The 22793-nt window shown below is 60.0% G+C and carries 25 protein-coding genes; 13 read left to right on the plus strand and 12 right to left on the minus strand.

The genetic code is table 11. From position 1 onward, the window contains the following. Nucleotides 1-51: 51 nt before the first annotated feature. From radA to alr, 4 genes are all read right to left on the minus strand, one after another. Entirely contained in the window at nucleotides 52-1458 is a 1407-nt protein-coding gene (radA, locus tag QSK43_RS09910) for a DNA repair protein RadA (protein ID WP_332303349.1), read from the minus strand. Between the two features lie 6 nt (nucleotides 1459-1464). After that, nucleotides 1465-1779: a type II toxin-antitoxin system RelE/ParE family toxin gene (locus QSK43_RS09915; RefSeq protein ID WP_332303562.1), complete on the minus strand. Its 315-nt coding sequence runs from the start codon at nucleotides 1777-1779 to the stop codon at nucleotides 1465-1467. Then, nucleotides 1772-2041, minus strand: a complete 270-nt coding sequence (locus tag QSK43_RS09920; RefSeq protein WP_332303350.1) for a type II toxin-antitoxin system ParD family antitoxin — start codon at nucleotides 2039-2041, stop codon at nucleotides 1772-1774. The genes QSK43_RS09915 and QSK43_RS09920 overlap by 8 nt, the downstream gene beginning before the upstream one ends. A 166-nt stretch (nucleotides 2042-2207) precedes the next feature. Continuing rightward, nucleotides 2208-3401, minus strand: coding sequence for an alanine racemase (gene alr, locus QSK43_RS09925; RefSeq protein WP_332303351.1), 1194 nt, complete (start codon nucleotides 3399-3401; stop codon nucleotides 2208-2210). 86 nt (nucleotides 3402-3487) lie between these two features. On the opposite strand from alr, the gene QSK43_RS09930 reads away from it, so the two are divergent. From QSK43_RS09930 to QSK43_RS09940, 3 genes are all read left to right on the plus strand, one after another. Continuing rightward, nucleotides 3488-4345 carry an AraC family transcriptional regulator gene (locus tag QSK43_RS09930; protein WP_332303352.1) on the plus strand — a complete coding sequence of 286 codons (858 nt, stop codon included), beginning with the start codon at nucleotides 3488-3490 and terminating at the stop codon, nucleotides 4343-4345. Nucleotides 4346-4440: 95 nt separating this feature from the next. After that, complete coding sequence (locus QSK43_RS09935; protein ID WP_332303353.1) at nucleotides 4441-5145, plus strand: AzlC family ABC transporter permease; 705 nt, start codon at nucleotides 4441-4443, stop codon at nucleotides 5143-5145. Then, nucleotides 5142-5444: an AzlD family protein gene (locus tag QSK43_RS09940; protein WP_332303354.1), complete on the plus strand. Its 303-nt coding sequence runs from the start codon at nucleotides 5142-5144 to the stop codon at nucleotides 5442-5444. Before QSK43_RS09935 ends, QSK43_RS09940 begins: the two co-directional genes overlap by 4 nt. Before the next feature lie 110 nt (nucleotides 5445-5554). Here QSK43_RS09940 and QSK43_RS09945 read toward each other — a convergent pair whose 3' ends face one another. After that, entirely contained in the window at nucleotides 5555-7051 is a 1497-nt protein-coding gene (locus tag QSK43_RS09945; protein WP_332303355.1) for a replicative DNA helicase, read from the minus strand. Nucleotides 7052-7375: 324 nt separating this feature from the next. Between QSK43_RS09945 and QSK43_RS09950 the strand changes: the two genes are divergently transcribed. Genes QSK43_RS09950 through QSK43_RS09960 form a run of 3 tightly spaced genes read left to right on the plus strand, consistent with a single transcriptional unit; the run spans nucleotide 7376 to nucleotide 10603 of the window. Next, nucleotides 7376-7831, plus strand: a complete 456-nt coding sequence (locus tag QSK43_RS09950) for a MarR family winged helix-turn-helix transcriptional regulator (protein WP_332303356.1) — start codon at nucleotides 7376-7378, stop codon at nucleotides 7829-7831. After that, the gene (locus QSK43_RS09955; RefSeq protein ID WP_332303357.1) at nucleotides 7828-9516 is read left to right on the plus strand and encodes an MFS transporter; all 1689 of its coding nucleotides are present in this window, start codon (nucleotides 7828-7830) and stop codon (nucleotides 9514-9516) included. The genes QSK43_RS09950 and QSK43_RS09955 overlap by 4 nt, the downstream gene beginning before the upstream one ends. Nucleotides 9517-9535: 19 nt before the next feature. Continuing rightward, nucleotides 9536-10603: an HlyD family secretion protein gene (locus QSK43_RS09960; protein ID WP_332303358.1), complete on the plus strand. Its 1068-nt coding sequence runs from the start codon at nucleotides 9536-9538 to the stop codon at nucleotides 10601-10603. 254 nt (nucleotides 10604-10857) lie between these two features. Here the strand turns inward: QSK43_RS09960 and rplI are convergent, their stop codons facing one another. From rplI to QSK43_RS09985, 5 genes are all read right to left on the minus strand, one after another. Beyond that, the gene (gene rplI / locus QSK43_RS09965; protein WP_045016905.1) at nucleotides 10858-11433 is read right to left on the minus strand and encodes a 50S ribosomal protein L9; all 576 of its coding nucleotides are present in this window, start codon (nucleotides 11431-11433) and stop codon (nucleotides 10858-10860) included. A gap of 14 nt (nucleotides 11434-11447) precedes the next feature. After that, nucleotides 11448-12422 carry a DUF2232 domain-containing protein gene (locus QSK43_RS09970; protein ID WP_332303359.1) on the minus strand — a complete coding sequence of 325 codons (975 nt, stop codon included), beginning with the start codon at nucleotides 12420-12422 and terminating at the stop codon, nucleotides 11448-11450. Between the two features lie 188 nt (nucleotides 12423-12610). Further along, nucleotides 12611-12859, minus strand: a complete 249-nt coding sequence (rpsR, locus tag QSK43_RS09975) for a 30S ribosomal protein S18 (RefSeq protein WP_003496832.1) — start codon at nucleotides 12857-12859, stop codon at nucleotides 12611-12613. A gap of 13 nt (nucleotides 12860-12872) precedes the next feature. Next, on the minus strand, nucleotides 12873-13334 hold the full coding sequence (gene rpsF / locus QSK43_RS09980) for a 30S ribosomal protein S6 (protein WP_045016900.1): 462 nt from the start codon (nucleotides 13332-13334) through the stop codon (nucleotides 12873-12875). 291 nt (nucleotides 13335-13625) lie between these two features. Next, entirely contained in the window at nucleotides 13626-14669 is a 1044-nt protein-coding gene (locus tag QSK43_RS09985) for an aldo/keto reductase (protein ID WP_332303360.1), read from the minus strand. A gap of 223 nt (nucleotides 14670-14892) precedes the next feature. On the opposite strand from QSK43_RS09985, the gene fabD reads away from it, so the two are divergent. The 4 genes from fabD (at nucleotide 14893) to fabF (ending at nucleotide 18754) form a co-directional block, all read left to right on the plus strand. Next, on the plus strand, nucleotides 14893-15837 hold the full coding sequence (fabD, locus tag QSK43_RS09990) for an ACP S-malonyltransferase (RefSeq protein WP_332303361.1): 945 nt from the start codon (nucleotides 14893-14895) through the stop codon (nucleotides 15835-15837). A 164-nt stretch (nucleotides 15838-16001) separates the two neighbouring features. After that, entirely contained in the window at nucleotides 16002-16739 is a 738-nt protein-coding gene (gene fabG / locus QSK43_RS09995) for a 3-oxoacyl-[acyl-carrier-protein] reductase (RefSeq protein ID WP_045016896.1), read from the plus strand. 350 nt (nucleotides 16740-17089) lie between these two features. Then, nucleotides 17090-17326 carry an acyl carrier protein gene (locus tag QSK43_RS10000; RefSeq protein WP_003502080.1) on the plus strand — a complete coding sequence of 79 codons (237 nt, stop codon included), beginning with the start codon at nucleotides 17090-17092 and terminating at the stop codon, nucleotides 17324-17326. A 165-nt stretch (nucleotides 17327-17491) separates the two neighbouring features. Next, nucleotides 17492-18754: a beta-ketoacyl-ACP synthase II gene (gene fabF / locus QSK43_RS10005; RefSeq protein WP_045017301.1), complete on the plus strand. Its 1263-nt coding sequence runs from the start codon at nucleotides 17492-17494 to the stop codon at nucleotides 18752-18754. On the opposite strand, the gene QSK43_RS10010 is transcribed toward fabF, so the two are convergent. Continuing rightward, nucleotides 18751-19131 (minus strand): hypothetical protein, encoded by a 381-nt coding sequence (locus QSK43_RS10010; RefSeq protein WP_332303362.1) that lies wholly within the window; start codon nucleotides 19129-19131, stop codon nucleotides 18751-18753. The genes fabF and QSK43_RS10010 overlap by 4 nt on opposite strands. On the opposite strand from QSK43_RS10010, the gene mltG reads away from it, so the two are divergent. From mltG to gmk, 3 genes are all read left to right on the plus strand, one after another. After that, nucleotides 19121-20341, plus strand: coding sequence for an endolytic transglycosylase MltG (mltG, locus tag QSK43_RS10015; RefSeq protein WP_332303363.1), 1221 nt, complete (start codon nucleotides 19121-19123; stop codon nucleotides 20339-20341). The genes QSK43_RS10010 and mltG overlap by 11 nt on opposite strands. Nucleotides 20342-20407: 66 nt before the next feature. After that, nucleotides 20408-21295 (plus strand): YicC/YloC family endoribonuclease, encoded by an 888-nt coding sequence (locus QSK43_RS10020; RefSeq protein WP_332303364.1) that lies wholly within the window; start codon nucleotides 20408-20410, stop codon nucleotides 21293-21295. A 4-nt stretch (nucleotides 21296-21299) separates the two neighbouring features. Further along, entirely contained in the window at nucleotides 21300-21962 is a 663-nt protein-coding gene (gene gmk / locus QSK43_RS10025) for a guanylate kinase (RefSeq protein WP_332303365.1), read from the plus strand. Between the two features lie 44 nt (nucleotides 21963-22006). Here the strand turns inward: gmk and QSK43_RS10030 are convergent, their stop codons facing one another. Continuing rightward, the gene (locus QSK43_RS10030) at nucleotides 22007-22660 is read right to left on the minus strand and encodes an alpha/beta hydrolase (RefSeq protein WP_332303366.1); all 654 of its coding nucleotides are present in this window, start codon (nucleotides 22658-22660) and stop codon (nucleotides 22007-22009) included. Between the last annotated feature and the right edge of the window lie 133 nt (nucleotides 22661-22793).

The following is a 22793-nucleotide window of genomic DNA, read 5'->3' on the forward strand; positions in this document are numbered from 1 at the left end:
CCTTGCCAATTGTGCGATCCTCTTACACCACTGTTTCCCTTGGCGAAAGGATCAATATTCGTCGTCCTCAACCTGTTTGAACCGGTTGCCGGAGCCTGCGATGCGGGCGACAAGGTCCGGCAGGCTCTCGATTTCCGTCCAGCGACCCTTGCCCGCTTTAGGCAATTCAGCCGAAGCAGACGGCAGAAGTGCGTCGGAGAAACCGAGTTTTTCGGCTTCTTTCAACCGCTGGGCCGTGTGGGAGACGGGCCGTACCGCGCCCGACAGGCTGATCTCGCCGAAATAGACGCAATCGGCGGGCAGGGCAAGACCGGCAAGCGAGGAAACCAGTGCGGACGCGATCGCCATATCCGCCGCCGGTTCGGAAATGCGGTATCCGCCGGCGACGTTCAGATAAACGTCGTGCTGGCCGAGCTTCACGCCGCAATGGGCCTCGAGCACGGCGAGAATCATGGCGAGTCGTGAACTATCCCAACCGACCACCGCGCGGCGCGGCGTGCCGAGCGAGGTTGCCGCGACCAGCGCCTGCACCTCGACCAGAATGGGACGTGTGCCTTCCATGCCGGCGAAGACGGCGGCGCCTGGAGATTTGTCATTGCGCTCGCCGAGGAACAACTCGGACGGGTTGGAAACCTCGCGCAATCCCCGGTCGGACATTTCGAACACGCCGATCTCGTCGGTCGGCCCGAAGCGGTTCTTGACGGTGCGAAGAATGCGGTAGTGGTGGCCGCGATCGCCTTCGAAATAAAGCACGGCGTCTACCATATGCTCCACCACGCGCGGGCCGGCGATCTGGCCTTCCTTGGTGACATGGCCGACAAGCACCATGGTCGCGCCGGTCTGCTTGGCATAGCGGATCATCGCCTGCACGCCGGTGCGCACCTGCGTTACCGTGCCGGGAGCGGAATCGGCCGTGTCGCTCCACAGCGTCTGGATGGAATCGATGATGACCAGATCGGGTCGCTTGCCCTCGGAAACCGTTGCCAGAATATCCTCGACATTGGTTTCGGCCGCCAGCAGCACATCGGTATCCGCCGCACCGAGGCGCTGGGCGCGCAGGCGCACCTGCGCCACCGCCTCTTCGCCCGATACGTAGATGACACGGTTACCCCGTCGCGAAAGGGCCGCCGCCGCCTGCATCAGCAGGGTGGATTTGCCGATACCCGGATCGCCGCCGATCAAAACCGCCGAACCACGCACGAAGCCGCCGCCGGTCGCCCGGTCCAGTTCGCTGATGCCGGTCGGAATACGCGGTGCTTCCTCTATTTCGCCGGATAGCGAGGTGAGCGTGACCGGTCGGCCCTTTTTCGGCGTCTTGCCGGGGCCGGAGCCGATGCCGCCCATCGGGTCTTCCTCGACGATGGTATTCCACTCGCCGCAGCCTTCGCATTTTCCCGCCCAGCGGTTGTGTACCGTGCCGCAGTTCTGGCACACGAATTGGGTCTTGGCTTTGGCCATGTTAAGTCAGTTTTCTTCTTGTTTGAAATCGCTGGCGGAAATATCCTGGTGGCCGTGCAGCACGCGCAGAACGGTTAGATCAGCCTCATCGATGCGGAAAAAGATCACGCGCTCACGATAGCTGATGCTACGCAATCCCACTCCATATCCGCTTCTTGAAACACCGGACAGGCCGAGTGCCGCTACCGATTCGATCTTGGAGAAAATATCGAGAACAAGGCGATCCGCAGCAACGGGATTTTCAGTCTCGATATAGGCATGGTCCTCGGCAACATCGAGCCTTGCCCGCGTGGTCCAGATAGGGGTCCGGAATTTAATGATCGGTCCCCATTTTTTGCTGTGAGGAAACGCGCTTTATATCGCTGAGGAAATCTTCCGACGAAGCATAGCGATGCACCCGGCCCGCATCGGCATCGTCAAGCCCTTCCTGTATCAGCAACTGAAGTGCGGCCCTCTTGCCCTCATCGCTATTCAGCAATTGCAGGCTCGCATGAATAACCGCGTCCGCATCACTATAGACGCCCGCCGCTACCTGCTCTTCGATGAACTTTTCATCTTGCTCGCTCAAATGGATTTCGGGCATTTCGATCTCCTTTTGTTCTCTTGTAGCACAGGTCGCTTCCGCTTTCCAAGGGCCAACGGCGCGGCCCGGAGTTTATCAGGGAAAAAGTGGAACCCGGTTTTCCCGAAAGACAAACGAAAATAGAGGAATCTAGAATAGGTCTGGCTCAGGATGAGCCTGACCTATTCTAGTCGTCAGCCATCAGATATTGCCGCTCATAACGCAGGCCTAGCCCCGTCAGCATCTCGTAACCGATTGTGCCGGCCGCCCGCGCTACTTCGTCGAGCGGTACGTTGGGGCCGAAAAGTTCGATATAATCGCCGGTACGAACGGCATTTGCCGGTATGTCCGTGATGTCGAAAATGGTGAGGTCCATGGTCACGCGGCCGGCCACCGGCGCCTTGTGGCCGTTGATGATGCCATAGGCGCCGCCATGGCCCATTTCGCGCAAGGGAATGCCGGAGCCGGACAGAGAACGCTGATATCCGTCCGCATAACCGACGGAAGCGATGGCAAGGCGACTTGTGCGTTTGAGCAGGAAGGTGCCGCCATAGCTGACGGTCTGGCCTTCGCCCGCTTCGCGAATCTGGATGATCCGTGCTTCGGCCCTGGCGACGGGCCGCATCGGATTTGTAACGTCGTTGACAGCCTCACCGCCATAAAGCGCGATGCCGGGGCGGGTGAGGTCGAAGTGATAGTCAGCACCCAGAAATATCCCGGCCGAGGCCGAAAGGCTTGATTCGATACCTTCGAAAGCGGCGCTAACCTTCCGGAATGATTCGAGCTGGACCTTGTTCATGGGCGAAGACGGCGTGTCGGCGCAGGCGAGATGCGACAGTACCAGAACCGGGTCGAAACTCGCCGGCCGGGTCACGTCGTCGGCCAGAAACAGCGCGTCGTCGAGCGGCAGTCCCAGCCGGTTGAAGCCGGTATCCACATGCAGCGCGCAGGGGTGGTCGCCGCGCTCGGCAACCGTCGCCATCCAGAAGGAAAGCTGTTCTTCCGAGGCCAGAACCGGCACGAGATCATTGTCGAAGACCTGACGCTCCTGGCCCTGCCAGATGCCTGATAGCACGAAGATGCGCGCTTCCGGGGCATAGGACCGCAGGGTCGCCCCTTCAGACACCGTCGCCACGAAGAAATCCCGCGCACCGGCGTGGTAGAGTGTCGCGCCGCAATCCTCGATGCCAAGCCCATAGGCGTCCGCCTTGACGACAGCCGCCGTCCGCGCATTGCCGGAACGCTTCTTCATGTCCCGCCAGTTATCGGCCAGCGCACCCAGATCGACCGTCAGTCTCAACGGCGCATGTTCGAAAGCATCGATTTCGTTTTCGGGGCCAGTTTCGTTTTCGGGGAATGTGTCTTCAAAGTCGTCTGTCATGCCATGCGTCCGGTTGATTTGGAACCGGGTGGGAGCCTAGCACTTTTGTTCAAGACGGTAATGACCGATTGATTTAAACTCGCTCTATGCACAATGTTTCGCAGGAACAGGCCATAGATTTCATGCCCGTTGCAGCGACGGAAACGACGCGTTTCTGGCGCGATCGGCGTTTCGGCGGCATGGAATGTCTGAGCGCGACATTCCTGACACATGAATATTCGCCGCATGCGCATGACACGTTTTCGATCGGCGCGATCGAGAGCGGCTCGCAGATTTCCACCATTCAGGGGACCACAGAGCAGACGGGGCCGGGGCATCTTTATCTCATCAATCCGGGCGAGATTCACGACGGCGCGCCCGGTGGCGGCGGTTATCGCTACCGGATGATCTATCCCGATGCGGCGCTCCTGCGCGATATCATCGAGGATGTGACGGGCAGGGCCTTCCATGGCACACCGTCCTTTCCGCGGTTTCTGCCGCATGATCCGCAGATGGCGGCAGCCTTCCAGATGGCGCACCGGCGGCTGGAGACCGGATCCGGCGCTCTGGAGGCGGATGAGGGCATGTTTTCGGTTCTCGCCACACTGTTCGGCAGGCATGGCAGCGCCATCATCCTGCCCGTTGAAACCCATGAGAAAACGGCGGTCCATATCGCCCGCGACTATCTCTCCGACAATTACGAGACCGATATCGGCCTTGAGGAACTGGCTTCGATCGCCGGCCTCAGCCGCGCCCACCTTATTCGCGCCTTCCGCAAGGAATTTCATATAACGCCGCACGCATATCTGACCGATATACGCATCCGGCAGGCGCGCCGTCTTCTGCGCGCCGGCGAGATGCCGGCCGAGGTTGCGGCGTTGTGCGGTTTTGCCGATCAGGCGCATTTCACCCGGCATTTCAAAGCACGCACCGGCGTCACGCCGGGGCAATTCCGGGTGGCATAAACCCAACTTTGCGTTTCCGCCGTGCAATGTCACTTTCCTTCAAGACCGTGAGGCCCAGTGGGGCGTAATCGCACTCTTCTGAAAAGGAGAATGCGATGTCCCACTTGGAAAAGCGCGCGGAATTCGGCGCGGGGTTGAGGGCCGCCGCCCCGCTGCTGGTCGCGATGGTGCCGATCGGCGTGGTGTTCGGTGCGGTGGCCATCGGCAAGGGCCTGTCGCCGCTGGAAGCTTCGCTGATGTCGCTGCTGGTTTTTGCCGGCGGCTCGCAATTCGTGGCCATGGATCTGTGGACGCATCCGGCAAGCTGGAGCGCTCTCGGTTTCGCCGCACTGCTGGTCAATCTGCGCCATGTATTGATGAGCGCCTCCATCGCCGGCAAGCTGGAGGATTTCAGCGGTTGGCGAAAATATGCGGCCATGCTGCTGCTGACCGACGAATCCTGGGCGCTGTCGGAGTTCCGGGTCATCACCGGCAGGCTGACTGCGGCGTTTTTCACGGGCGCTGCGCTGTCGATTTATCTCGTCTGGAACCTTGCCACTCTGGCAGGCGCATTGCTCGGTTCCGTCATGGGAGACATGTCGGTCATCGGTCTGGATTTTGCATTTCCGGCCGTGTTCATCGTGCTGCTGATGGGGTTCTGGAAGGGCAGGGAAACGGGCCTCGTGCTTTTGGCGAGTGCCAGTGCCGCTTATCTCACCCATGCGCTGTTGCCAGGCGCCTGGTATATCGCCGCCGGTGCCCTGGCGGGGCTTGCCGTTGCCGCCTGCGGACAGGGTGAAGAGTTGGAGCAGCCGGCATGACGCTTGATGCAAACACGCTGCTCACGATCTTCGCCATGATGGCGGCAACCGTCGCCACGCGCCTGGGCGGTCTGCTGCTGGTCGATCATTTCACTCTGACGCCACGCCTGAAAAAAGCGCTCGGCGCAGTTCCGCCGGCTGTTCTCATGGCCGTGGTCACGCCGACGGCGCTTGCAAGCGGACCGGCGGAAACCATCGCCTGCGCGGTGACGGCGATTGCTGCGCTCCGCCTCAGCCTCTTGCCGGCCGCAACGCTCGGCGTCGTCACCGTGGCGCTGCTGCGCGGAATCGGATTGTGAGGCGATCCCGCCAAAGCCTTGAAAAGACTCTGTGCATTCGATTGTGAAGGCGCATCAGAATACCGAGGGCGACAGGCTGAAGCCGGTCCGCCCCCGTTGTTCAATTCGGATCAATGCTCTTCGTACTGGCTGAAGCTCGGGTCGGCCAGATCCGCAAAGCGGGTGAATTCGGCCTGGAAGGCGAGCTTCACCGTGCCGGTCGGTCCGTGACGCTGCTTGGCGATGATGACGTCGGCCGTGCCCTTCACCCGGTCGAAATGCGTTTCCCATTCGGTGTATTTCGGGTCGGCGGTATCGCGCGGCTCCATGTTCTTGACGTAATATTCCTCGCGGAACACGAACAGCACCACGTCGGCGTCCTGCTCGATCGAACCCGATTCACGCAGGTCGGAGAGCTGCGGACGCTTGTCCTCGCGGCTTTCCACCGCACGGGAGAGCTGTGAAAGCGCGATGATCGGAACGTTGAGTTCCTTGCCCAGCGCTTTGAGGCCCGTGGTGATCTGGGTGATTTCCTGCACGCGGTTTTCGCCGCTTTTGCCAGCCCCGGTCATCAGCTGAATATAGTCCACCACCAGAACGTCGAGGCCACGCTGGCGCTTCAAGCGGCGGGCGCGGGCGGAAAGCTGGGCGATGGAGATACCACCGGTCTGGTCGATATAGAGCGGCACTTTCTGCATCATCTGGGAGCAGGCGACGAGCTTTTCGAAATCGGCCTCGGTGATCTCGCCGCGGCGGATTTTCGAGGAGGAGACTTCGGTCTGCTCGGAAATGATACGGGTCGCCAGCTGTTCGGACGACATTTCGAGCGAATAAAAGCCGACAACGCCGCCGTTCTTCGCCTTGAACGAACCATCAGGCTGGACTTCCTGATCATAGGACGCCGCTATATTATAGGCGATGTTGGTGGCAAGCGAGGTTTTACCCATGCCTGGACGACCGGCAAGAACGATAAGGTCGGACCGCTGCAGGCCGCCCATGCGGGCGTCGAGCGAATGAATGCCGGTGGAAATGCCAGAGAGATTGCCGTCACGCTCGAAGGCAGCACCCGCCATGTCGATGGCCAGCGCCACCGCATCGTTGAACGACTGGAAGCCGCCGTCGTAACGGCCGGTTTCCGCCAGTTCGAACAGGCGGCGTTCGGTATCTTCGATCTGCGTCTGCGGCGGCATGTCCAGCGGCGCGTCATAGGCGATATTGACGACATCTTCGCCGATCTGGATCAGCGCGCGGCGCAGCGCCAGATCGTAGATCGCCCGGCCGTAATCTTCCGCATTGATGATCGACACGGCTTCGGCGGCCAGACGCGCGAGATATTGCGCCACCGTCAGGTCGCCGATCTTGTCGTCGGCCGGCAGGAAGGTCTTGATCGTTACCGGATTGGCGGTCTTGCCCATGCGGATGATATCGCCCGCAACCTCGAAAATCTTGCGGTGCAGGGGTTCGTAGAGGTGCACGGGCTTCAAAAAATCCGACACGCGGTAATAGGCGTCATTGTTGACGAGAATGGCGCCAAGCAGCGCCTGTTCCGCCTCGATGTTGTTCGGGGCCTCGCGATAGTGCGGTTCCGCCGGTTGCGCGGGGGTGATCTTTCTCACAGCGTCGTTCATGGTTTGCGCGATCTCCCTTTGCCTTTGTGCTTAAACCTTGGGTTTGGCTTTCTGGGGCATGGCAGTCAATGATATTGTTGCAACACTACACCGCAGGCTGACGTCCGCTCTGCAAAGCTGGATCACATCTTCAGTTGTCCCCAGCAATCCACAGGCGGGTGAGGGACGGACCCGGTTTGAGGACCCCGGAATTTCATGGCAATGTGATTCGCTGCCATGAGTTTACCGCATGGCAGACCCGGCATGAAAGAAACTTGAAAATCGTCAGGCTTCCGAATAAGTAGGCAGTAAATAAGTAGTGTGCTAATTATAAGGCTTACTGACATGTCTCGCGAAACCGACAAGGAACAGCTTCTGGACGAGGTTTCCGCCTTCACCCGCAAGCTGCGCGCATTTTTCGACGCGCGGGTAGGGGAAAGCGGTCTGACGCTTGCACGTGCGCGTGCGCTTTTCGCCCTGTCGCGGCGCGGACCGCTGACCCAGACGGAACTTGCCGAGGAAATGGAAATAGAAACGCCGACGCTGGTGCGCGTGCTTGATGGCATGGAGAAACAGAACCTCATCGAGCGCCGCTCCGACGAGACCGACCGCCGTGCCAAACGCATCCACATGACGGTGGAAGGGGAGAAAACCTCCGAGACGGTGCAGGCGGTGGCAAAGGCGCTGCGTTCGGAAATCGCCGCCGATGTTTCCTCGCAGGATCTGGCGATGGCGCTGGATGTCATGCGCAGGCTTTCGGCCAATCTGCAAAACCTCGCGGCCGGGAGGGTGCAATCGTGAGAACGGTCATCCCGCAAACAGCCGATCAGGGCGTTTCCGAAAATGCCGAAGCTGGCGAGACCGCGCCGGAACCCGCCGTTGCCGCCCCGCCGCAGCCGGTGGAGCGTCCGGTATGGCTGCGGCTGTGCTTCATCTTCGCGGGCCTGTCGTTCTTCATCACTCAAGGGCTGGGCATGAACCTCCTCATGGCCAATCTCTATCAGTTGCAGGGCGAGTTTTCCGCCACGGTGGCCGAGGTCGCCTGGCTCTCCGCCGCCTATATGGCGCCCTATGCCACGTTTTCCGTCGCGCTGTTCAAGGTGCGAACGCAATATGGATTGCGGCCCTTTGCCGAACTTTCGATTATCGTCTTCGTGGTCGCTTCCTGTCTCAACCTGTTCGTAACGGACCTGCATTCGGCGATCGTTATTCGTTTTGTCAGCGGCATGGCTGCCGCGCCGATTTCGTCGCTCGGCTTTCTTTATATTCTGGAGGCCTTTCCGCCCGCGCGGAAGTTTTCGCTCGGTTTCAGCATAGCGCTCACCGGTACCTTGCTGTCGGCACCGCTGGCGCGCATCGTCTCACCCTCCTTGCTGGAAATCGGCGGCTGGAACGCGCTTTATTCCATGGAAGTGGGATTTGCGCTGATCTCGTTCGCCATGATCTACGTGCTCAAGGTCACGCCGCCGCCGCGTGCGAAAGTCATCGAGCGCATGGATATTCTGAGCTATCTTCTGCTTGCGGGCGGTCTTGGCTGCCTCGCGGTCATGCTGACGCTCGGCCGGTTCTACTGGTGGTTCGAAACATGGTGGCTGGGCGTGCTTCTGGCGATATCGATCACGCTTCTGACGCTGATGGCCTTCATCGAATTGCCGCGCAAGAACCCGCTGCTCGACCTGCGCTGGATTTTCTCGAAAACCAACCTGCATGTCATAGCGGTCCTGCTCATCTACCGTGCGGTTTCCTCGGAGCAGTCCTCGACGGCGGTGAGCTTCTACCAGCAGCTTGGCCTTTTGAACGACCAGACGATCACGCTTTATGCTCTGGTGCTTCTGGCGACGGTGCTTGGCGGTGCGGCATGCGCATGGCTGATGCTGACGAAATACGTCGATACGGCCCATGTGATTGCGCTGACACTGATTGCCGCCGGCTCGTTCATGGACAGCCAGTCCACCAATCTCACGCGACCCAGCGAAATGTATCTCAGCCAGATGATGATCGCGTTTGGCGCCGCCATGTTCCTGCCGCCTGTGATGGCCAAGGGATTTGCCGCCGCACTTGCTCGGGGTGCGCCCTATCTGGTGAATTTCATCACCATCTTCCTGTTCACCCAGATCACGGGATCGATGCTGATGACCGGGCTGCTTGGCAGTTTCGTGACGCTGCGCGAAAAATTCCACTCCAATATCCTGGTGGAGAATATCCTGCTCACCAACCCGGTTGTCGCCCAGCGCGTGTCGCAGCTTTCCGGCGCCTACAGCCACGTCATCACCGATCCGGCGCTGCTGAAGGCCGAGGGACTTTCCCTTCTTGGCCAGCAGGTCAGCAAGGAGGCCTATGTGCTCGCCTATAACGACACGTTCCTGCTGATATCCGTTGTTTCGGCGCTGGCGCTCATCGCGCTTTTGATCCACCTTGCATGGCTGCGCATCCGCCCGTTCCTTTTGGGGAACAGTGTCGATGTGGCACCGGCACAACAGTCTTGAACCCTCCAAGAGTGATAAAATGCTGAAGAAGTTTTTTACCCCCGTTTCCATTCTCGTGCTGCTCGGCGGCCTGGCCGGTGTCGCGCTCGTGCTTTACGCCTGGCGCCTGCCGCCGTTCCTCTCCACCGTCGAAATGACCGACAACGCCTTCGTGCGCGGTTACGTCACGACGATGAGCCCGCAGGTGAGCGGCTATGTCGTGGACGTGCCGGTCAAGGATTATCAGGAGGTCAGCCAAGGCACGTTGCTGGCGAAGATCGACGACCGCATCTACCGCCAGAAACTGGCGCAGGCGGAAGCCACGCTCGACACCCATAAGGCCGCGCTCGACAATTCCCGTCAGCAGGAAAACGCCGCCAACGCCAATATCCGGTCCAGCGAGGCTGCGGTCGATAGCGCCGAGGCATCGTTGAAGCAGGCGCAGCTTGCCTCCGACCGTCAGGACAACCTCATCAGGAGCGGTGCCGGTACCTCCAGCCTACAGGAAGAGGCGCATGCCGGACTGGAAAAGGCGCGGGCGTCGCTGTCGCAGGCGAAAGCAGCACTCGAGGTCTCGCGGCAGGATCTGCAGACGATCATCGTCAACCGCAGCTCCCTGCAAGCCGCCGTCGCCAATGCCGAGGCTGCTGTCGAACTCGCAAAAATCGACCTCGACAATACCGAAATTCACGCGCCGGTGGATGGCAGGCTCGGCGAAGTCGGCGTGCGCACCGGCCAATATGTTACGGCCGGAACGCAATTGATGGCCGTCGTGCCGCATGACGTCTGGGTCATCGCCAATTTCAAGGAAACCCAGCTTGCGGGCATGCAGGTCGGCCAGCCGGTGACGATCTCGGTGGATGCCCTGCATCGCCGCAAGCTCAACGGCCGCGTCGAGCGCTTCTCGCCCGCCACGGGATCGGAATTCGCCGTCATCAAACCCGACAATGCCACCGGCAACTTCGTGAAGATCGCCCAGCGTCTCGGCGTTCGCATCGCAATCGATGCCGATCAGCCGCTGGCAGCGGATCTGTCGCCGGGCATGTCGGTGGTTGTGCATGTGGACAAGAGCAAAGAGCCGGAGAGGGCGGAGACGGCGGCGAAGTAGTGCGCGGCAAGGCACCCCCCTCTGTCCTGCCGGACATCTCCCCCTCAAGGGGGGAGATCGGCAAGGAGCTCTACCACCACTTCATTCTCAAATGTTGAGATGGCCGAAACCTCGCCTCGGGTCGATCTCCCCCCTTGAGGGGGAGATGCCCGGCAGGGCAGAGGGGGGTATCTCTCGGCAAACTCCAATCCTAAGAACCAAAAAACCCCGGATGTCACCATCCGGGGTTTTCCTCTGGCCGCTAAGCCAAAATCTTATTCGTCGTCGCCGTTGCCGTCAGCTTCCGGATCGAAGAAGTCTTCCGGACGCAACGCGTCTTCGTCAACGCCGTAGATGGCGTCGGCCGAGGTGAGGCTTTCGCCCTTGGACTGACGTTCAGCTTCTTCGGCAGAACGGGCAACGTTCAGTTCGACCTGAAGCTCGACTTCGGCGTGCAGGTGCAGGGTAACGTCGTGCAGGCCGATGGTCTTGATCGGCGTGTTCAGTTCAACCTGGTTGCGGCCGATGTTGAAGCCTTCGGCAGCTAGGATGTCGACGACGTCGCGAGCAGCGACAGAGCCGTAAAGCTGGCCGGTTTCGCCAGCCGAACGGACGACGATGAAGGATTTGCCTGCAAGCGCTTCGGCAACCGTCTGGGCTTCCGACTTGCGCTCGAGGTTACGGGCTTCAAGCGTTGCGCGCTCGGTTTCGAAACGGGTCTTGTTGGCGGCGTTGGCGCGCAGCGCCTTGCCCTGCGGCAGCAGGAAGTTACGTGCGTAACCGTCGCGAACCTTTACGGTTTCGCCCATCTGGCCGAGCTTGTTGATGCGTTCGAGAAGAATAACGTCCATCTTCTTGATCCTTTCTATGTGTTGGTTTCGTTCGTATTGTCAGTTTTCCGCGTCGGGGTGAGGGAGATCGTGCTGCGCACGTCGCTCAATCCCAATACGAGAATGATAAGCAGCGGAAAGACGAAGACCGCCGAGAGATAGGCGAGGATGAGAACCGGCAGACGCCAGTCCTTTCCGCGCGCGCGTTTGTGCAGCGAGGCGTAGCCTGCCATCAGGAAGCCCGCGCCGAATGTGCCGCAGACGACCGCGCCGATCATGGCCGCGACGCCTCCGAAGAACATGGCGACGATGCCGCCGAGAAAAACGAAGATCGCGTTGCGGTGCATGCGCAGCGCGGAAGGAATGTCCTCGCGTGGGCGAAGGCCCTTGCCGAAGGAACCGACCAGCCGGGTCGCGAAATAATAGGCTGCAAACAAAAGGATGACCCAGAGCCCGCCCTGAACGATCGGCAGCATCAGAACCAGCAGCGACTTCGTCTGCGTCAGCGCCTCGGCATTCGGCTCGAACAGCGGTTCGCGGTTCTGTACCGAGGTCATCATCAGATCGACCATGCGGGAGACGAGATCGGGACCGTAACCGATCATCCAGCCGAGAATGACGACGGCAATCGCAACCAGAAGGCAAAGATGCAGGGCGATGCCGGACAGCGGATACCAGGCAAGCAGGTCATCGGGACCGCCAAGTTCGGAGGCCGGGCGCGCCAGATTGGCAAGATGCGAAAGCCAGCCTGCCGGGATCAGCGTGAAGATCGCGATGGTCAGCGAGAAAAGCGGCGATATGACGAGCGCGCCGATGATGGCGGTGGTGATGATCGCGACAACGGCGGCGCGGTTGCCCCAGCCCATGCCGGCGATGAAGATGGGCATGGCCGAACCGGCGTAAAGCAGGAAAGAAAAGGACGACTGTGCCGTTGCGCCAAGCGTTAGAAACGCGGCGCATATTCCGGCGAGAACGCCTGATATCAGCACTGTCTGGTTCAACTTTTGCACTTCGCTGTCCTGCTGGAAATTAAGCAGTTAGAGGACCGGTCCAATCAGGATCGTCGTCCCCAACATGGGATTTATGGTATCGATCCGCGCCCAACGCGGAAGGATCAGTAATTTTCGACCCGCTGATTAAGAGTCAGTGGGTCGAGAAAAACGAGGCCGCGTGCGAAACGCAGCCTCGCTTCAAATCGTTACGCTACGACGTAAGGCAGCAGGCCGAGGAAACGCGCGCGCTTGATCGCCTGGGCGAGTTCGCGTTGCTTCTTCTGGGAAACGGCCGTGATGCGGGAAGGAACGATCTTGCCGCGCTCGGAAATGTAGCGCTGTAGAAGACGAACGTCCTTGTAGTCGATCTTCGGAGCGTTTGCGCCGGAGAAGGGGCACGTCTTGCGACGGCGGTGGAACGGGCGGCGTGCCTGGGAAGAGGATGTATCAGCCATTGGTCAATTCTCCTTATGCACGGTCTTCGCGCGGACGGCGCGGACGGTCTTCGCGGTCGCCGAAGCCACCTTCGCGCGGCGGGCGGGGGCCGCGATCTTCACGCGGGCCACGGTCCGGACGGTCGCCATCGCGGCGCGGACGGTCGTCACGGTCGCGCTTCTGCATCATCGCGGACGGGCCTTCTTCGTGGGCTTCGACGGCGATGGTCATGTAGCGAAGAACGTCTTCGTTGATGCGCATCTGGCGCTCGATTTCATGGATGGCAGGCGCCGGAGCGTCGATGTCCATGAGAGCGTAGTGAGCCTTGCGGTTCTTCTTGATGCGGTAGGTAAGGGACTTCAGACCCCAGTTCTCGACGCGTCCGACTTTACCGCCGAACGATTCGATAACGCCCTTGTACTGCTCGACAAGTGCGTCGACCTGCTGGGCAGAAATATCCTGCCGGGCAAGGAAGATGTGTTCGTAAAGAGCCATTTAAGCTTTGCCTTTCTTGCGTTTCGTCCTTCACCCGGCAACGGCGCTAAGCCTCAACGACTGCTCTTGGGTAGGCGGTAAAGCCTTAAAGCAAGAAAAGCGTTGTTCGAGACGGTCGAGAGCGGAGACACGGGAGGCCGGAAAAACCTTATGGTTCCTGCTGTTCCGTTACCGGAACCAGCCCTCCGTTCAGCCACCAGCCAATTGGACCGGGTGTTGTGAACAGCGCGCTTATACCCATTTTTGCCTGGAATGCAAGGACCGGGGGCGAAAAAGCGCGCCGTGATGGTGTCAGATCGGCATCGGATACTGCCGATGGATCGCCGCGATGCTTGTCAGCACCTCGTCGGACAAGCTCACATCGGCTGCCGCGATATCCACCTTCAACTGTTCCATCGTCGTTGCACCTATGATGACGGAGGCCATGAACGGGCGGGTCAGGCAGAAGGCGATCGCGAGCTGCGCCGGATCGATCTCGTATTTGTAGGCCAATTCAAGATAGGCCTTGACCGGCGCTTCCTGAAGCGGTTGCAGGCGGCCGCCGAGATCCTGGTTGATGGTTGCGCGCGATCCCGCCGGGCGTGCGCCGTTCTGGTACTTGCCGGTGAGCAGCCCCGCCGCCAGCGGCGAATAGGCGAGCAGGCCGACATCTTCGTGATGTGCGACTTCCGCCATGTCGAGATCGAAGGTGCGGTAGAGCAGGCTATATTCGTTCTGGATGGTGGCGACGCGCGGCAGGCCACGGGCCTCGGCAATATCGATATACTTCTGCGTGCCCCAGGCGCTTTCATTGGAAAGGCCGATGGCGCGGATCTTGCCGGCCTTCACCAGTTCGCCGAGCGTGTCGAGCTTCTCGGTGATTTCGGCAAGCGTGCGTTCCTTTTCCTGACCGGAGGCGTCAAAGCTCCAGGCGCCGCGGAAATGATAGGTGCCACGGTTCGGCCAATGGATCTGGTAGAGGTCGATATAATCCGTCTTCAGGCGCGTGAGGCTGGTATCCACCGCCTCGCGGATGGCGCTCGCATCGATATCGCGTCCGCCGCGAATATAGTCGCGCCCAGAACCGGCGACTTTGGTGGCGAGCACGACCTGATCGCGCTTGCCGGTCTTTTCGAACCATGTGCCGATATAGTCTTCCGTCCGTCCCTGTGTTTCGGCGGAAACCGGGGTGGTGGGGTAAAGTTCGGCCGTATCGAAGAAATTGACGCCATTTTCGACGGCGTAATCCATCTGCGCATGCGCTTCGGCTTCAGTGTTCTGCGTGCCCCATGTCATCGTTCCAAGGCAAATTTCGGACACGGAAATACCCGTGCGGCCCAATAGTCTCTGTTTCATGAAAATGTCCCGGTGCTTGGCGAGATGGTTTGAAAGGTGGCATGAAAGTAGTCGGGAATTGCCGCAGTGCAAGAAAAAATATGATTAAAGATTAAGGGGAAAATAGGCAGGCAATGCCTCGTGGAAGGGTCGCCGGGGCGCTCAAGCCTTGACTCCGCAGGCCGGAATGTGAATGGAAGTCGAAAAGAATAAAGGCAAGGCCAGAAAAGAAGGACCACATCCCATGGGTATTGCATTCACATTTCCCGGTCAGGGAAGCCAGGCCGTTGGCATGGGCAAGGAACTTGCCGACACCTATGTGGAGGCGCGCGCCGTCTTCGAGGAAGTCGATGAGGCGCTTGGCCAGAAGCTTTCCGATATCATGTGGAACGGCCCGGAAGAGACGCTGACGCTGACGGCGAACGCCCAGCCGGCCCTTATGGCGGTGTCCATGGCGGTGATGCGGGTTCTCGAAGCGCGCGGTCTCAAGCTCTCCGATGCCGTCTCCTATGTCGCAGGCCATTCGCTCGGCGAATATTCTGCGCTCTGTGCCGCCGGCACTTTCTCTATTGCCGATACCGCCCGGCTTCTCCGCATCCGTGGCAATGCCATGCAGGCCGCCGTACCGGTGGGCGAGGGCGCCATGGCGGCGATCATCGGGCTGGAGCATGATGTTGTGTCCAGCATTTGCGAGGAAGCCGGCATTCTCGGCGTCTGCCAGATCGCCAATGACAATGGCGGTGGCCAGCTGGTCATCTCCGGTGGCAAGGCGGCTGTCGAAAAGGCAGCGGCGATCGCTTCCGAAAAGGGCGCCAAGCGCGCCATCATGCTGCCTGTTTCCGCGCCCTTCCACTCCGCGCTGATGGCGCCTGCCGCAGAAGCGATGCGTGAGGCGCTGGCGGCCGTCGAAAAGAAGAACCCGGTCGTGCCTGTTATCGCCAATGTGCGCGCCGTTCCCGTTTCCGATGCCAACGAGATTGCCGCCCTGCTGGTCGAGCAGGTGACCGGCCAGGTGCGCTGGCGCGAGACGGTGGAATGGTTCGCGGCCAACAATGTGACGCAGCTTTACGAGATCGGCTCCGGCAAGGTGCTGACAGGCCTTGCCCGCCGCATCGACAAGACGGTGAATGGCGTTGCCGTTAACGGCGCTGCGGATATCGACCTGCTTCTGGCAACCCTGATAGGCTGAGAGCGGGCTTTCCCCCCGTAACGGCCTTTTGTTTTACGGCAATTCCCGATGCAATTCCGCTAAAAGGCTTTTACGGAATTGCTTTGAATTTTGTTTTTACGCATGTCTTTGTCCCAAAACCGCTGCACACTTTTGGGAGACATGCTTCGGAGAAGGAACGCAACATGTTTGATCTGACAGGCCGTAAGGCTCTCGTAACCGGCGCGACCGGCGGCATCGGCGAGGAAATCGCCCGCCTTCTGCACAGCCGGGGCGCCACCGTCGGCCTGCACGGCACGCGCGTTGAAAAGCTCGAGGCGCTGGCGGCGGAACTTGGCGATCGCGTCAAGATTTTCCCGGCCAACCTTGCCGATCGCGCCGAGGTCAAGGCGCTCGGCGAAAAGGCCGAGGCCGAGCTGGAAGGCGTCGATATTCTCGTCAACAATGCCGGTATCACCAAGGACGGTCTCTTCGTGCGCATGAGCGACGAGGACTGGGACAACGTCATTGAGGTGAACCTGACTGCGATGTTCCGCCTGACGCGTGAGCTGACGCATCCGATGATGCGCCGCCGCTTCGGCCGCATCATCAACATCACCTCCATCGTCGGCGTCACCGGAAATCCCGGCCAGGCCAACTACTGCGCCTCCAAGGCCGGCATGATCGGCTTTTCGAAGTCGCTGGCGCAGGAAATCGCCACCCGCAACGTCACCGTCAACTGTGTGGCGCCCGGCTTCATCGAAAGCGCCATGACCGGCAAGTTGAACGACAAGCAGAAAGAGGCCATCATGGGCGCCATTCCCATGAAGCGCATGGGAACCGGTGCCGAAGTCGCTTCGGCCGTTCTTTATCTGGCTTCCAATGAAGCCGCCTACATGACCGGCCAGACCCTGCACGTCAATGGCGGCATGGCGATGATCTGACGCCGGCTCAAAGGCGTCTTGAAAAGATTGCGGCGCTATTTCAGCACCTTCTTGGGTGCCCGGCGCTGCAAGACCCTCCATGCCGGTTTCCGGCGAAATTGCCTGTCATACGTTGTGCTTAGCGCGTTTTCAGGCTTTTCGACCGATTGAAACCGTGTTAATCGGGCCAAGACTGTGAACAGTCGTCCCGGAGAGACAGGAAGCCGTTGCGATTTTGCGCGACGATGTCTAGCTTGGACCGGGTTGAACGGGTTTGCCAGCGGTGCCGGATTTGAACGGCGCATGAGGGCTTCTAACAGGGCAGGGTGCCGTAAGGCATTCCCTTCAAAATAAAGGTCGAGGAAACCGACATGAGCGATATCGCAGAACGCGTAAAGAAAATTGTAATTGATCATCTGGGCGTCGACGCCGACAAAGTTGTTGAAGGCGCAAGCTTCATTGACGATCTGGGCGCTGATTCGCTCGACACCGTTGAACTCGTCATGGCTTTCGAAGAAGAGTTCGGCGTCGAGATTCCCGACGACGCAGCTGACTCGATCCTGACAGTCGGCGACGCCGTCAAGTTCATCGAGAAGGCCCAGGCCTGATCGACCTGTATCGGGGAGGTGTCACAACCTCCCGTCTTGGCCCGGCTTGTCCGGGCCAATATTTTATCGTGAGACCGACAATATTGCAGCGCTTGTCCTCGCCGTTTCGTGATGCGCGGTGCTGCAAAGAAGACTGATGATTTGGATAAGGGCGGAGCGTTGACGATGAGGCGTGTCGTTATCACCGGTACCGGCATGGTATCTCCTCTTGGATGCGGAACGGAAGTGACCTGGGAGCGGCTGTTGGCCGGCCAGAACGGCGCCCGTCTCGTGACCGAGTTCGAAGTCGAAGACTTGCCCGCAAAGATCGCTTGCCGCATTCCCGTCGGCGATGGCTCCAACGGCACCTTCAATGCCGATGACTGGATGGAAGTCAAAGAGCAGCGCAAGATCGATCCGTTCATCCTTTATGGTGTGGCCGCTGCCGACATGGCGCTTGCCGACGCCGGCTGGCACCCCGAAACGGACGAGGACCAGATCGCCACCGGCGTTCTGATCGGCTCCGGCATCGGCGGTCTGGAAGGTATTGTCGAGGCGGGTTATACGCTGCGCGACAAGGGCCCGCGCCGCATTTCTCCATTTTTCATTCCCGGCCGTCTGATCAACCTTGTTTCCGGCCATGTTTCCATCCGCCACAAGCTGCGCGGGCCGAACCATGCCGTGGTGACGGCCTGCTCGACCGGTGCGCATGCCATTGGCGATGCCGCCCGGATGATCTCGTTCGGTGACGCCGACGTCATGGTTGCGGGCGGTGCCGAATCGCCGGTCTGCCGCATTGCGCTTGCCGGCTTTGCCGCCTGCAAGGCGCTTTCCACCCAGCATAATGACGATCCGCAAAAGGCGTCCCGCCCCTATGACCGTGACCGTGACGGTTTCGTCATGGGCGAAGGCGCAGGCATCGTCGTTCTGGAAGAACTGGAACATGCCAAGGCGCGCGGCGCGAAGATCTATGCCGAAGTCGTCGGTTACGGCCTTTCCGGCGATGCCTACCACATCACGGCTCCGTCCGAGGATGGCGATGGCGCATATCGCTGCATGGTGATGGCGCTGAAGCGCGCCGGCCTGACGCCTGCTGATATCGACTACATCAACGCCCACGGCACCTCCACTATGGCCGACACGATCGAGCTTGGCGCGGTCGAGCGGCTTGTCGGTGATTCGGCTTCGAAAATCTCGATGTCCTCGACCAAATCGGCCACTGGCCACCTTCTCGGTGCAGCCGGTGCGATCGAGGCGATTTTCGCAGCACTTGCGATCCGCGACAACATCGTTCCGCCGACGCTGAACCTCGACAATCCCGACGTGGAGACGAAGATCGATCTGGTGCCGCACAAGGCGCGCAAGAGGCAGGTCGACGTCGCCCTGTCGAACTCCTTCGGTTTCGGCGGCACCAACGCCTCCCTCGTGCTGCGTCGTTACGAAGCTTAAATCGCAAAGACTACCCGGCGCCGCAAACTGCCTGAGGCGATGCGGCTCCCTCCTGCCGGGTGCTGAAGGCACGCTCTTCTTTTGAAGAACGTATTGCGGCTTGCGAAAGCCATTTTGATTTTCGCGCCGATATTGTAGTCGTTTACGGGAGACGGTTTGCCGGTTTCGGAATGGTTTCCTGCTGCGGGCGGATTTCCCGCGGCAGACGGCTTCCCCGACCGGCTTTGCCGGAAACGACGATTCGTGAAGGAAGGCAATGAGGCCTTCACGATGTCTCTATGTGGTGCAGGAAGATATTCCGAACCTGTTTTTGCCGCATTACCTGCGCAAAAAGCGCTGACAACGCCGAACTGAAAAGGACCGACGGTGAGCGACACGAACCAGAACAGCCAGGGATCATACGGACGGGACGGTGCGGGCGAGGGCAATCGCGGCCCGATCATCCCGAAATCTCCGACCGAGGCGCTGCGCCCGGAAAAAGTGCCGGCTCCGCCCAAGCGCTCCCGCAAGGCCCATGGCCAGCTGGTGATCTTCCTGAATTTTCTGATGACGCTTGCGGTTGCCGTCTGCGTGCTTGCGGTCGCGGCTTTCTATTACATGATCAACGCGTTCCAGGAGCCGGGTCCGCTTCCGACGAACACGCATTTCACGGTGCGCAATGGCGCAGGCCTCATTGAGATCGCCAATAATCTCGAGCGCAACGACGTCGTCTCCAATGCCCGTGTCTTCCGTCTGATGACGGGCAGCTACCTGCAAAAAGACCAGACGCTGAAGGCGGGTGAATACGAGATCAAGGCTGGCGCATCGATGAAGGACATCATGATGCTGCTGGAATCCGGCAAGTCGATCCTTTATTCCGTGTCGCTGCCCGAAGGTCTGACCGTCAAGCAGATGTTCGCGCGCCTTGGCGCAGACGAGATACTGGATGGCGAACTGCCCTCGGCCCTGCCGCCGGAAGGCAGCCTTCGTCCCGATACCTACCGCTTTACCCGTGGTACGAAGCGCGAGGAAATCATCAACCAGATGAGTGCGGCGCAGGACAAGCTCATCGACATGATCTGGGAACGACGCGACCCCGACCTGCCGATCAAGACGGTCGAGGAATTCGTGACGCTCGCCTCGATCGTCGAAAAGGAAACCGGCAAGGACGACGAACGCGCCCATGTCGCCTCGGTCTTCTACAATCGCCTGAAGAAGGGCATGCGCCTGCAATCCGATCCAACGATCATCTACGGTCTGTTCGGCGGCGACGGCAAGCCTTCCGACAGGCCGATCTATCAGTCGGACCTGCAAAAGCAGACGCCGTTCAACACCTATGTCATCAAGGGCCTGCCGCCGTCTCCCATTGCCAATCCGGGCCGGGCCGCACTCGAGGCAGTCGCCAATCCGTGGCGCACCGACGACATATATTTCGTCGCCGACGGTACCGGCGGCCACGTATTTGCAAAGACGCTGGACGAGCACAACGCCAATGTGCGCCGCTGGCGCAAGATCGAGGCGGAAAAGGCGGCTTCAGGCGCCAATCCCGATGTCGTCGTGGATGGTCAACCCGGCGGCGCGGAAGCGGAAAAACCGGCCAATAACTGATAATCCTGACCGGGCCTTGTCATCACAAGGCCCGTTTTTTGACGGCATGATGGGGGCATTTTAAATATGACATTGCAATCGATGACCGGGTTCGCGCGCAGCGAAGGAACGTCCGGCCGTTACCGCTGGGCGTGGGAATTGCGCTCGGTGAACGGCAAGGGACTCGATGTGCGCCTGCGTCTGCCCACCGGTCTGGAAGCGCTGGAGGCGGGCCTGCGGGAAATTGCGGGCGGGCATTTTTCCCGCGGCAATGTTCAGGCGGGCTTGACGCTGGCGATTGCGGAAAACCGGTTGGAGGCGGTGATCAACCGCGATGCTCTCGCCGCTGTTCTGGCTCTCAAGCAAGAGCTTGTCGGCATCGTAGACGACAAGCCGCTGAGCTTCGATACGCTGCTGTCGCTGCGTGGGCTAGTCGATTTTCGCGAGGCGGAAGATGATGCGCAGGCGCAGGCCGCGCGCAACGCCGATGTGCTTGCCGGCTTTGCCGTCGCCGTCGAGAAGCTGAAGGACATGCGCGAGCGGGAAGGGGCTTCGCTGTTTGCAATCCTGTCCGGCCAGATCGACAGGATCGAGCAACTTGCTGGCCTTATCGAGAGCGATCCCTCCCGCCAGCCGGAACAGATTGCCGCAAGGCTTGCCCAGCAGATCGCCCTCATCGGCGAGGGCATGCACGGGCTCGATCGCGACCGTCTTCACGCCGAGGCGGCGCTGATCGCCACCAAGGCGGATCTGCGCGAAGAGGTCGACCGGTTGCGCGCCCATGTCGAGGCGTCGCGTGAGCTTTTGGCCGATGGCGGGCCGGTCGGGCGCAAGCTCGATTTTCTTGCACAGGAATTTAACCGCGAGTCGAATACAATCTGTTCCAAATCGAACGCCAGTGCGGTAACCGCAGCAGGCATAGAGCTGAAAGTGGTTATCGACCAGTTCCGCGAGCAGGTCCAAAATCTGGAGTAGACCCATGGCCCCGGTGAACAATTCCCCTGTTACGATTGCCCGTAGAGGGCTGATGCTGGTGATTTCGTCGCCATCGGGCGCGGGCAAATCCACGATCGCGCGCAACCTGCTCGACAAGGACAAGAACATCAGCCTGTCCGTCAGCGTGACGACGCGCCCACGTCGCCAGAGCGAGATCGAAGGCATCCACTATCACTTCATTTCCAAACGCGACTTCGAGCGTCTGCGTGACAGTGACGAGCTTCTGGAGTGGGCCGAGGTTCACGGCAATTTTTACGGCACGCCGCGCGAGCCGGTGGAAGTGGCGATGGCGGCCGGACGCGACATGCTGTTCGACATCGACTGGCAGGGCGCCGAGCAGCTTCAGGACAAGATGAAGGCGGATGTCGTTTCGATCTTCATCCTGCCGCCGACCATGACCGAACTGCAATCGCGCCTGCACCGCCGCGCCGAAGACACCGAAGCCGTTATCCAGACCCGGCTCGTCAATTCCCGCGCCGAGATCGAGCATTGGCGCGACTATGACTACGTCATCCTCAATGACGACCTGCAGGCGGCCTTCGAAGCCGTCGAGGCGATCGTCAAAGCGGAACGCGTCCGTCGCGACCGCCGCCACGGCATGTTCGATTTCGTGCGCGCGTTGCTCGCGGAAGAGCCGCAGCTTTAAGTAATCGGGCAAATAATAAGGGCTGGCGTCTCAATCGATACAAGTCAGCCTTTGTAATGGTCGTGAAGCCAGTGTTTGCAAATACGGATGTCGGCTCCATCGTCAGCCCAGCCGTGATCACCAGCGACTACTCTTAAAACAATGTCTGCGCCGGCTTTTTCCAACTGCCCGGCCAAATATGGAGCGTCCGAGGGCTCGCGGCGCTGGTCGTTCTCCGCAGCAATCAGAAGCGCTGGATATCCAGCCAATGGTGGAAAATTGCGGTCTGGACATGGGGAAAGAGGGCGAAGCAGTATCGCCCCTTGGGACAATTCCCTGTTTTGCCGAATCGTCTCCGCCGCGACGATCGCGCCATTCGAGTATCCGGCAAGCAGAGGCGTGTGGCCCGTTTCATTGGCTACGAAATCGAGAAAATTGCATAAGCGTTCTGCCCGCTTTGCGAGATCGTCCATATCAATTTGACGATCGGGAGTCCGTCTGAAAAAGGCGAACCCGTCTTCCCAAGGGAGGCATCCTCTGGGTGAAAATAAAACGGCATCTGCAAAGACGGACAATCCGAATGGAATGAGATCATCTTCCGCTCGGCCCGAACCATGTAATAAGACAACGGATTTCGTGACGGTCGGCGAGGACAAGTCTACCCTGAAATGAAATCCCGCATGCGCCGATATCTTAGTCACCCGTTCGGGACCTCTCATCGAAACCGCCGGGGAACGTCAACAAATAGTCAGGCGGATTGGGGCGAAGCCTATTCGCCGCTTTTTTCACAAGTGTCGATAATGCTGCCCGTGCTTCATCGATATCCATAGCCAGCCTCTATCCGCGGGTCGA

Source organism: Rhizobium sp. GR12 (assembly GCF_036596185.1).
GTDB lineage: Bacteria > Pseudomonadota > Alphaproteobacteria > Rhizobiales > Rhizobiaceae > Agrobacterium > Agrobacterium nepotum.

Coding starts and splice junctions, on each gene's coding strand:
- radA (WP_332303349.1), bottom strand. CDS start 1,458: ATGGCCAAAGCCAAGACCCAATTCGTGTGCCAGAACTGCGGCACGGTA.
- QSK43_RS09920 (WP_332303350.1), bottom strand. CDS start 2,041: ATGCCCGAAATCCATTTGAGCGAGCAAGATGAAAAGTTCATCGAAGAG.
- alr (WP_332303351.1), bottom strand. CDS start 3,401: ATGACAGACGACTTTGAAGACACATTCCCCGAAAACGAAACTGGCCCC.
- QSK43_RS09930 (WP_332303352.1), top strand. CDS start 3,488: ATGCACAATGTTTCGCAGGAACAGGCCATAGATTTCATGCCCGTTGCA.
- QSK43_RS09935 (WP_332303353.1), top strand. CDS start 4,441: ATGTCCCACTTGGAAAAGCGCGCGGAATTCGGCGCGGGGTTGAGGGCC.
- QSK43_RS09940 (WP_332303354.1), top strand. CDS start 5,142: ATGACGCTTGATGCAAACACGCTGCTCACGATCTTCGCCATGATGGCG.
- QSK43_RS09945 (WP_332303355.1), bottom strand. CDS start 7,051: ATGAACGACGCTGTGAGAAAGATCACCCCCGCGCAACCGGCGGAACCG.
- QSK43_RS09950 (WP_332303356.1), top strand. CDS start 7,376: ATGTCTCGCGAAACCGACAAGGAACAGCTTCTGGACGAGGTTTCCGCC.
- QSK43_RS09960 (WP_332303358.1), top strand. CDS start 9,536: ATGCTGAAGAAGTTTTTTACCCCCGTTTCCATTCTCGTGCTGCTCGGC.
- rplI (WP_045016905.1), bottom strand. CDS start 11,433: ATGGACGTTATTCTTCTCGAACGCATCAACAAGCTCGGCCAGATGGGC.
- rpsR (WP_003496832.1), bottom strand. CDS start 12,859: ATGGCTGATACATCCTCTTCCCAGGCACGCCGCCCGTTCCACCGCCGT.
- rpsF (WP_045016900.1), bottom strand. CDS start 13,334: ATGGCTCTTTACGAACACATCTTCCTTGCCCGGCAGGATATTTCTGCC.
- QSK43_RS09985 (WP_332303360.1), bottom strand. CDS start 14,669: ATGAAACAGAGACTATTGGGCCGCACGGGTATTTCCGTGTCCGAAATT.
- fabD (WP_332303361.1), top strand. CDS start 14,893: ATGGGTATTGCATTCACATTTCCCGGTCAGGGAAGCCAGGCCGTTGGC.
- fabG (WP_045016896.1), top strand. CDS start 16,002: ATGTTTGATCTGACAGGCCGTAAGGCTCTCGTAACCGGCGCGACCGGC.
- QSK43_RS10000 (WP_003502080.1), top strand. CDS start 17,090: ATGAGCGATATCGCAGAACGCGTAAAGAAAATTGTAATTGATCATCTG.
- fabF (WP_045017301.1), top strand. CDS start 17,492: ATGAGGCGTGTCGTTATCACCGGTACCGGCATGGTATCTCCTCTTGGA.
- QSK43_RS10020 (WP_332303364.1), top strand. CDS start 20,408: ATGACATTGCAATCGATGACCGGGTTCGCGCGCAGCGAAGGAACGTCC.
- gmk (WP_332303365.1), top strand. CDS start 21,300: ATGGCCCCGGTGAACAATTCCCCTGTTACGATTGCCCGTAGAGGGCTG.
- QSK43_RS10030 (WP_332303366.1), bottom strand. CDS start 22,660: ATGAGAGGTCCCGAACGGGTGACTAAGATATCGGCGCATGCGGGATTT.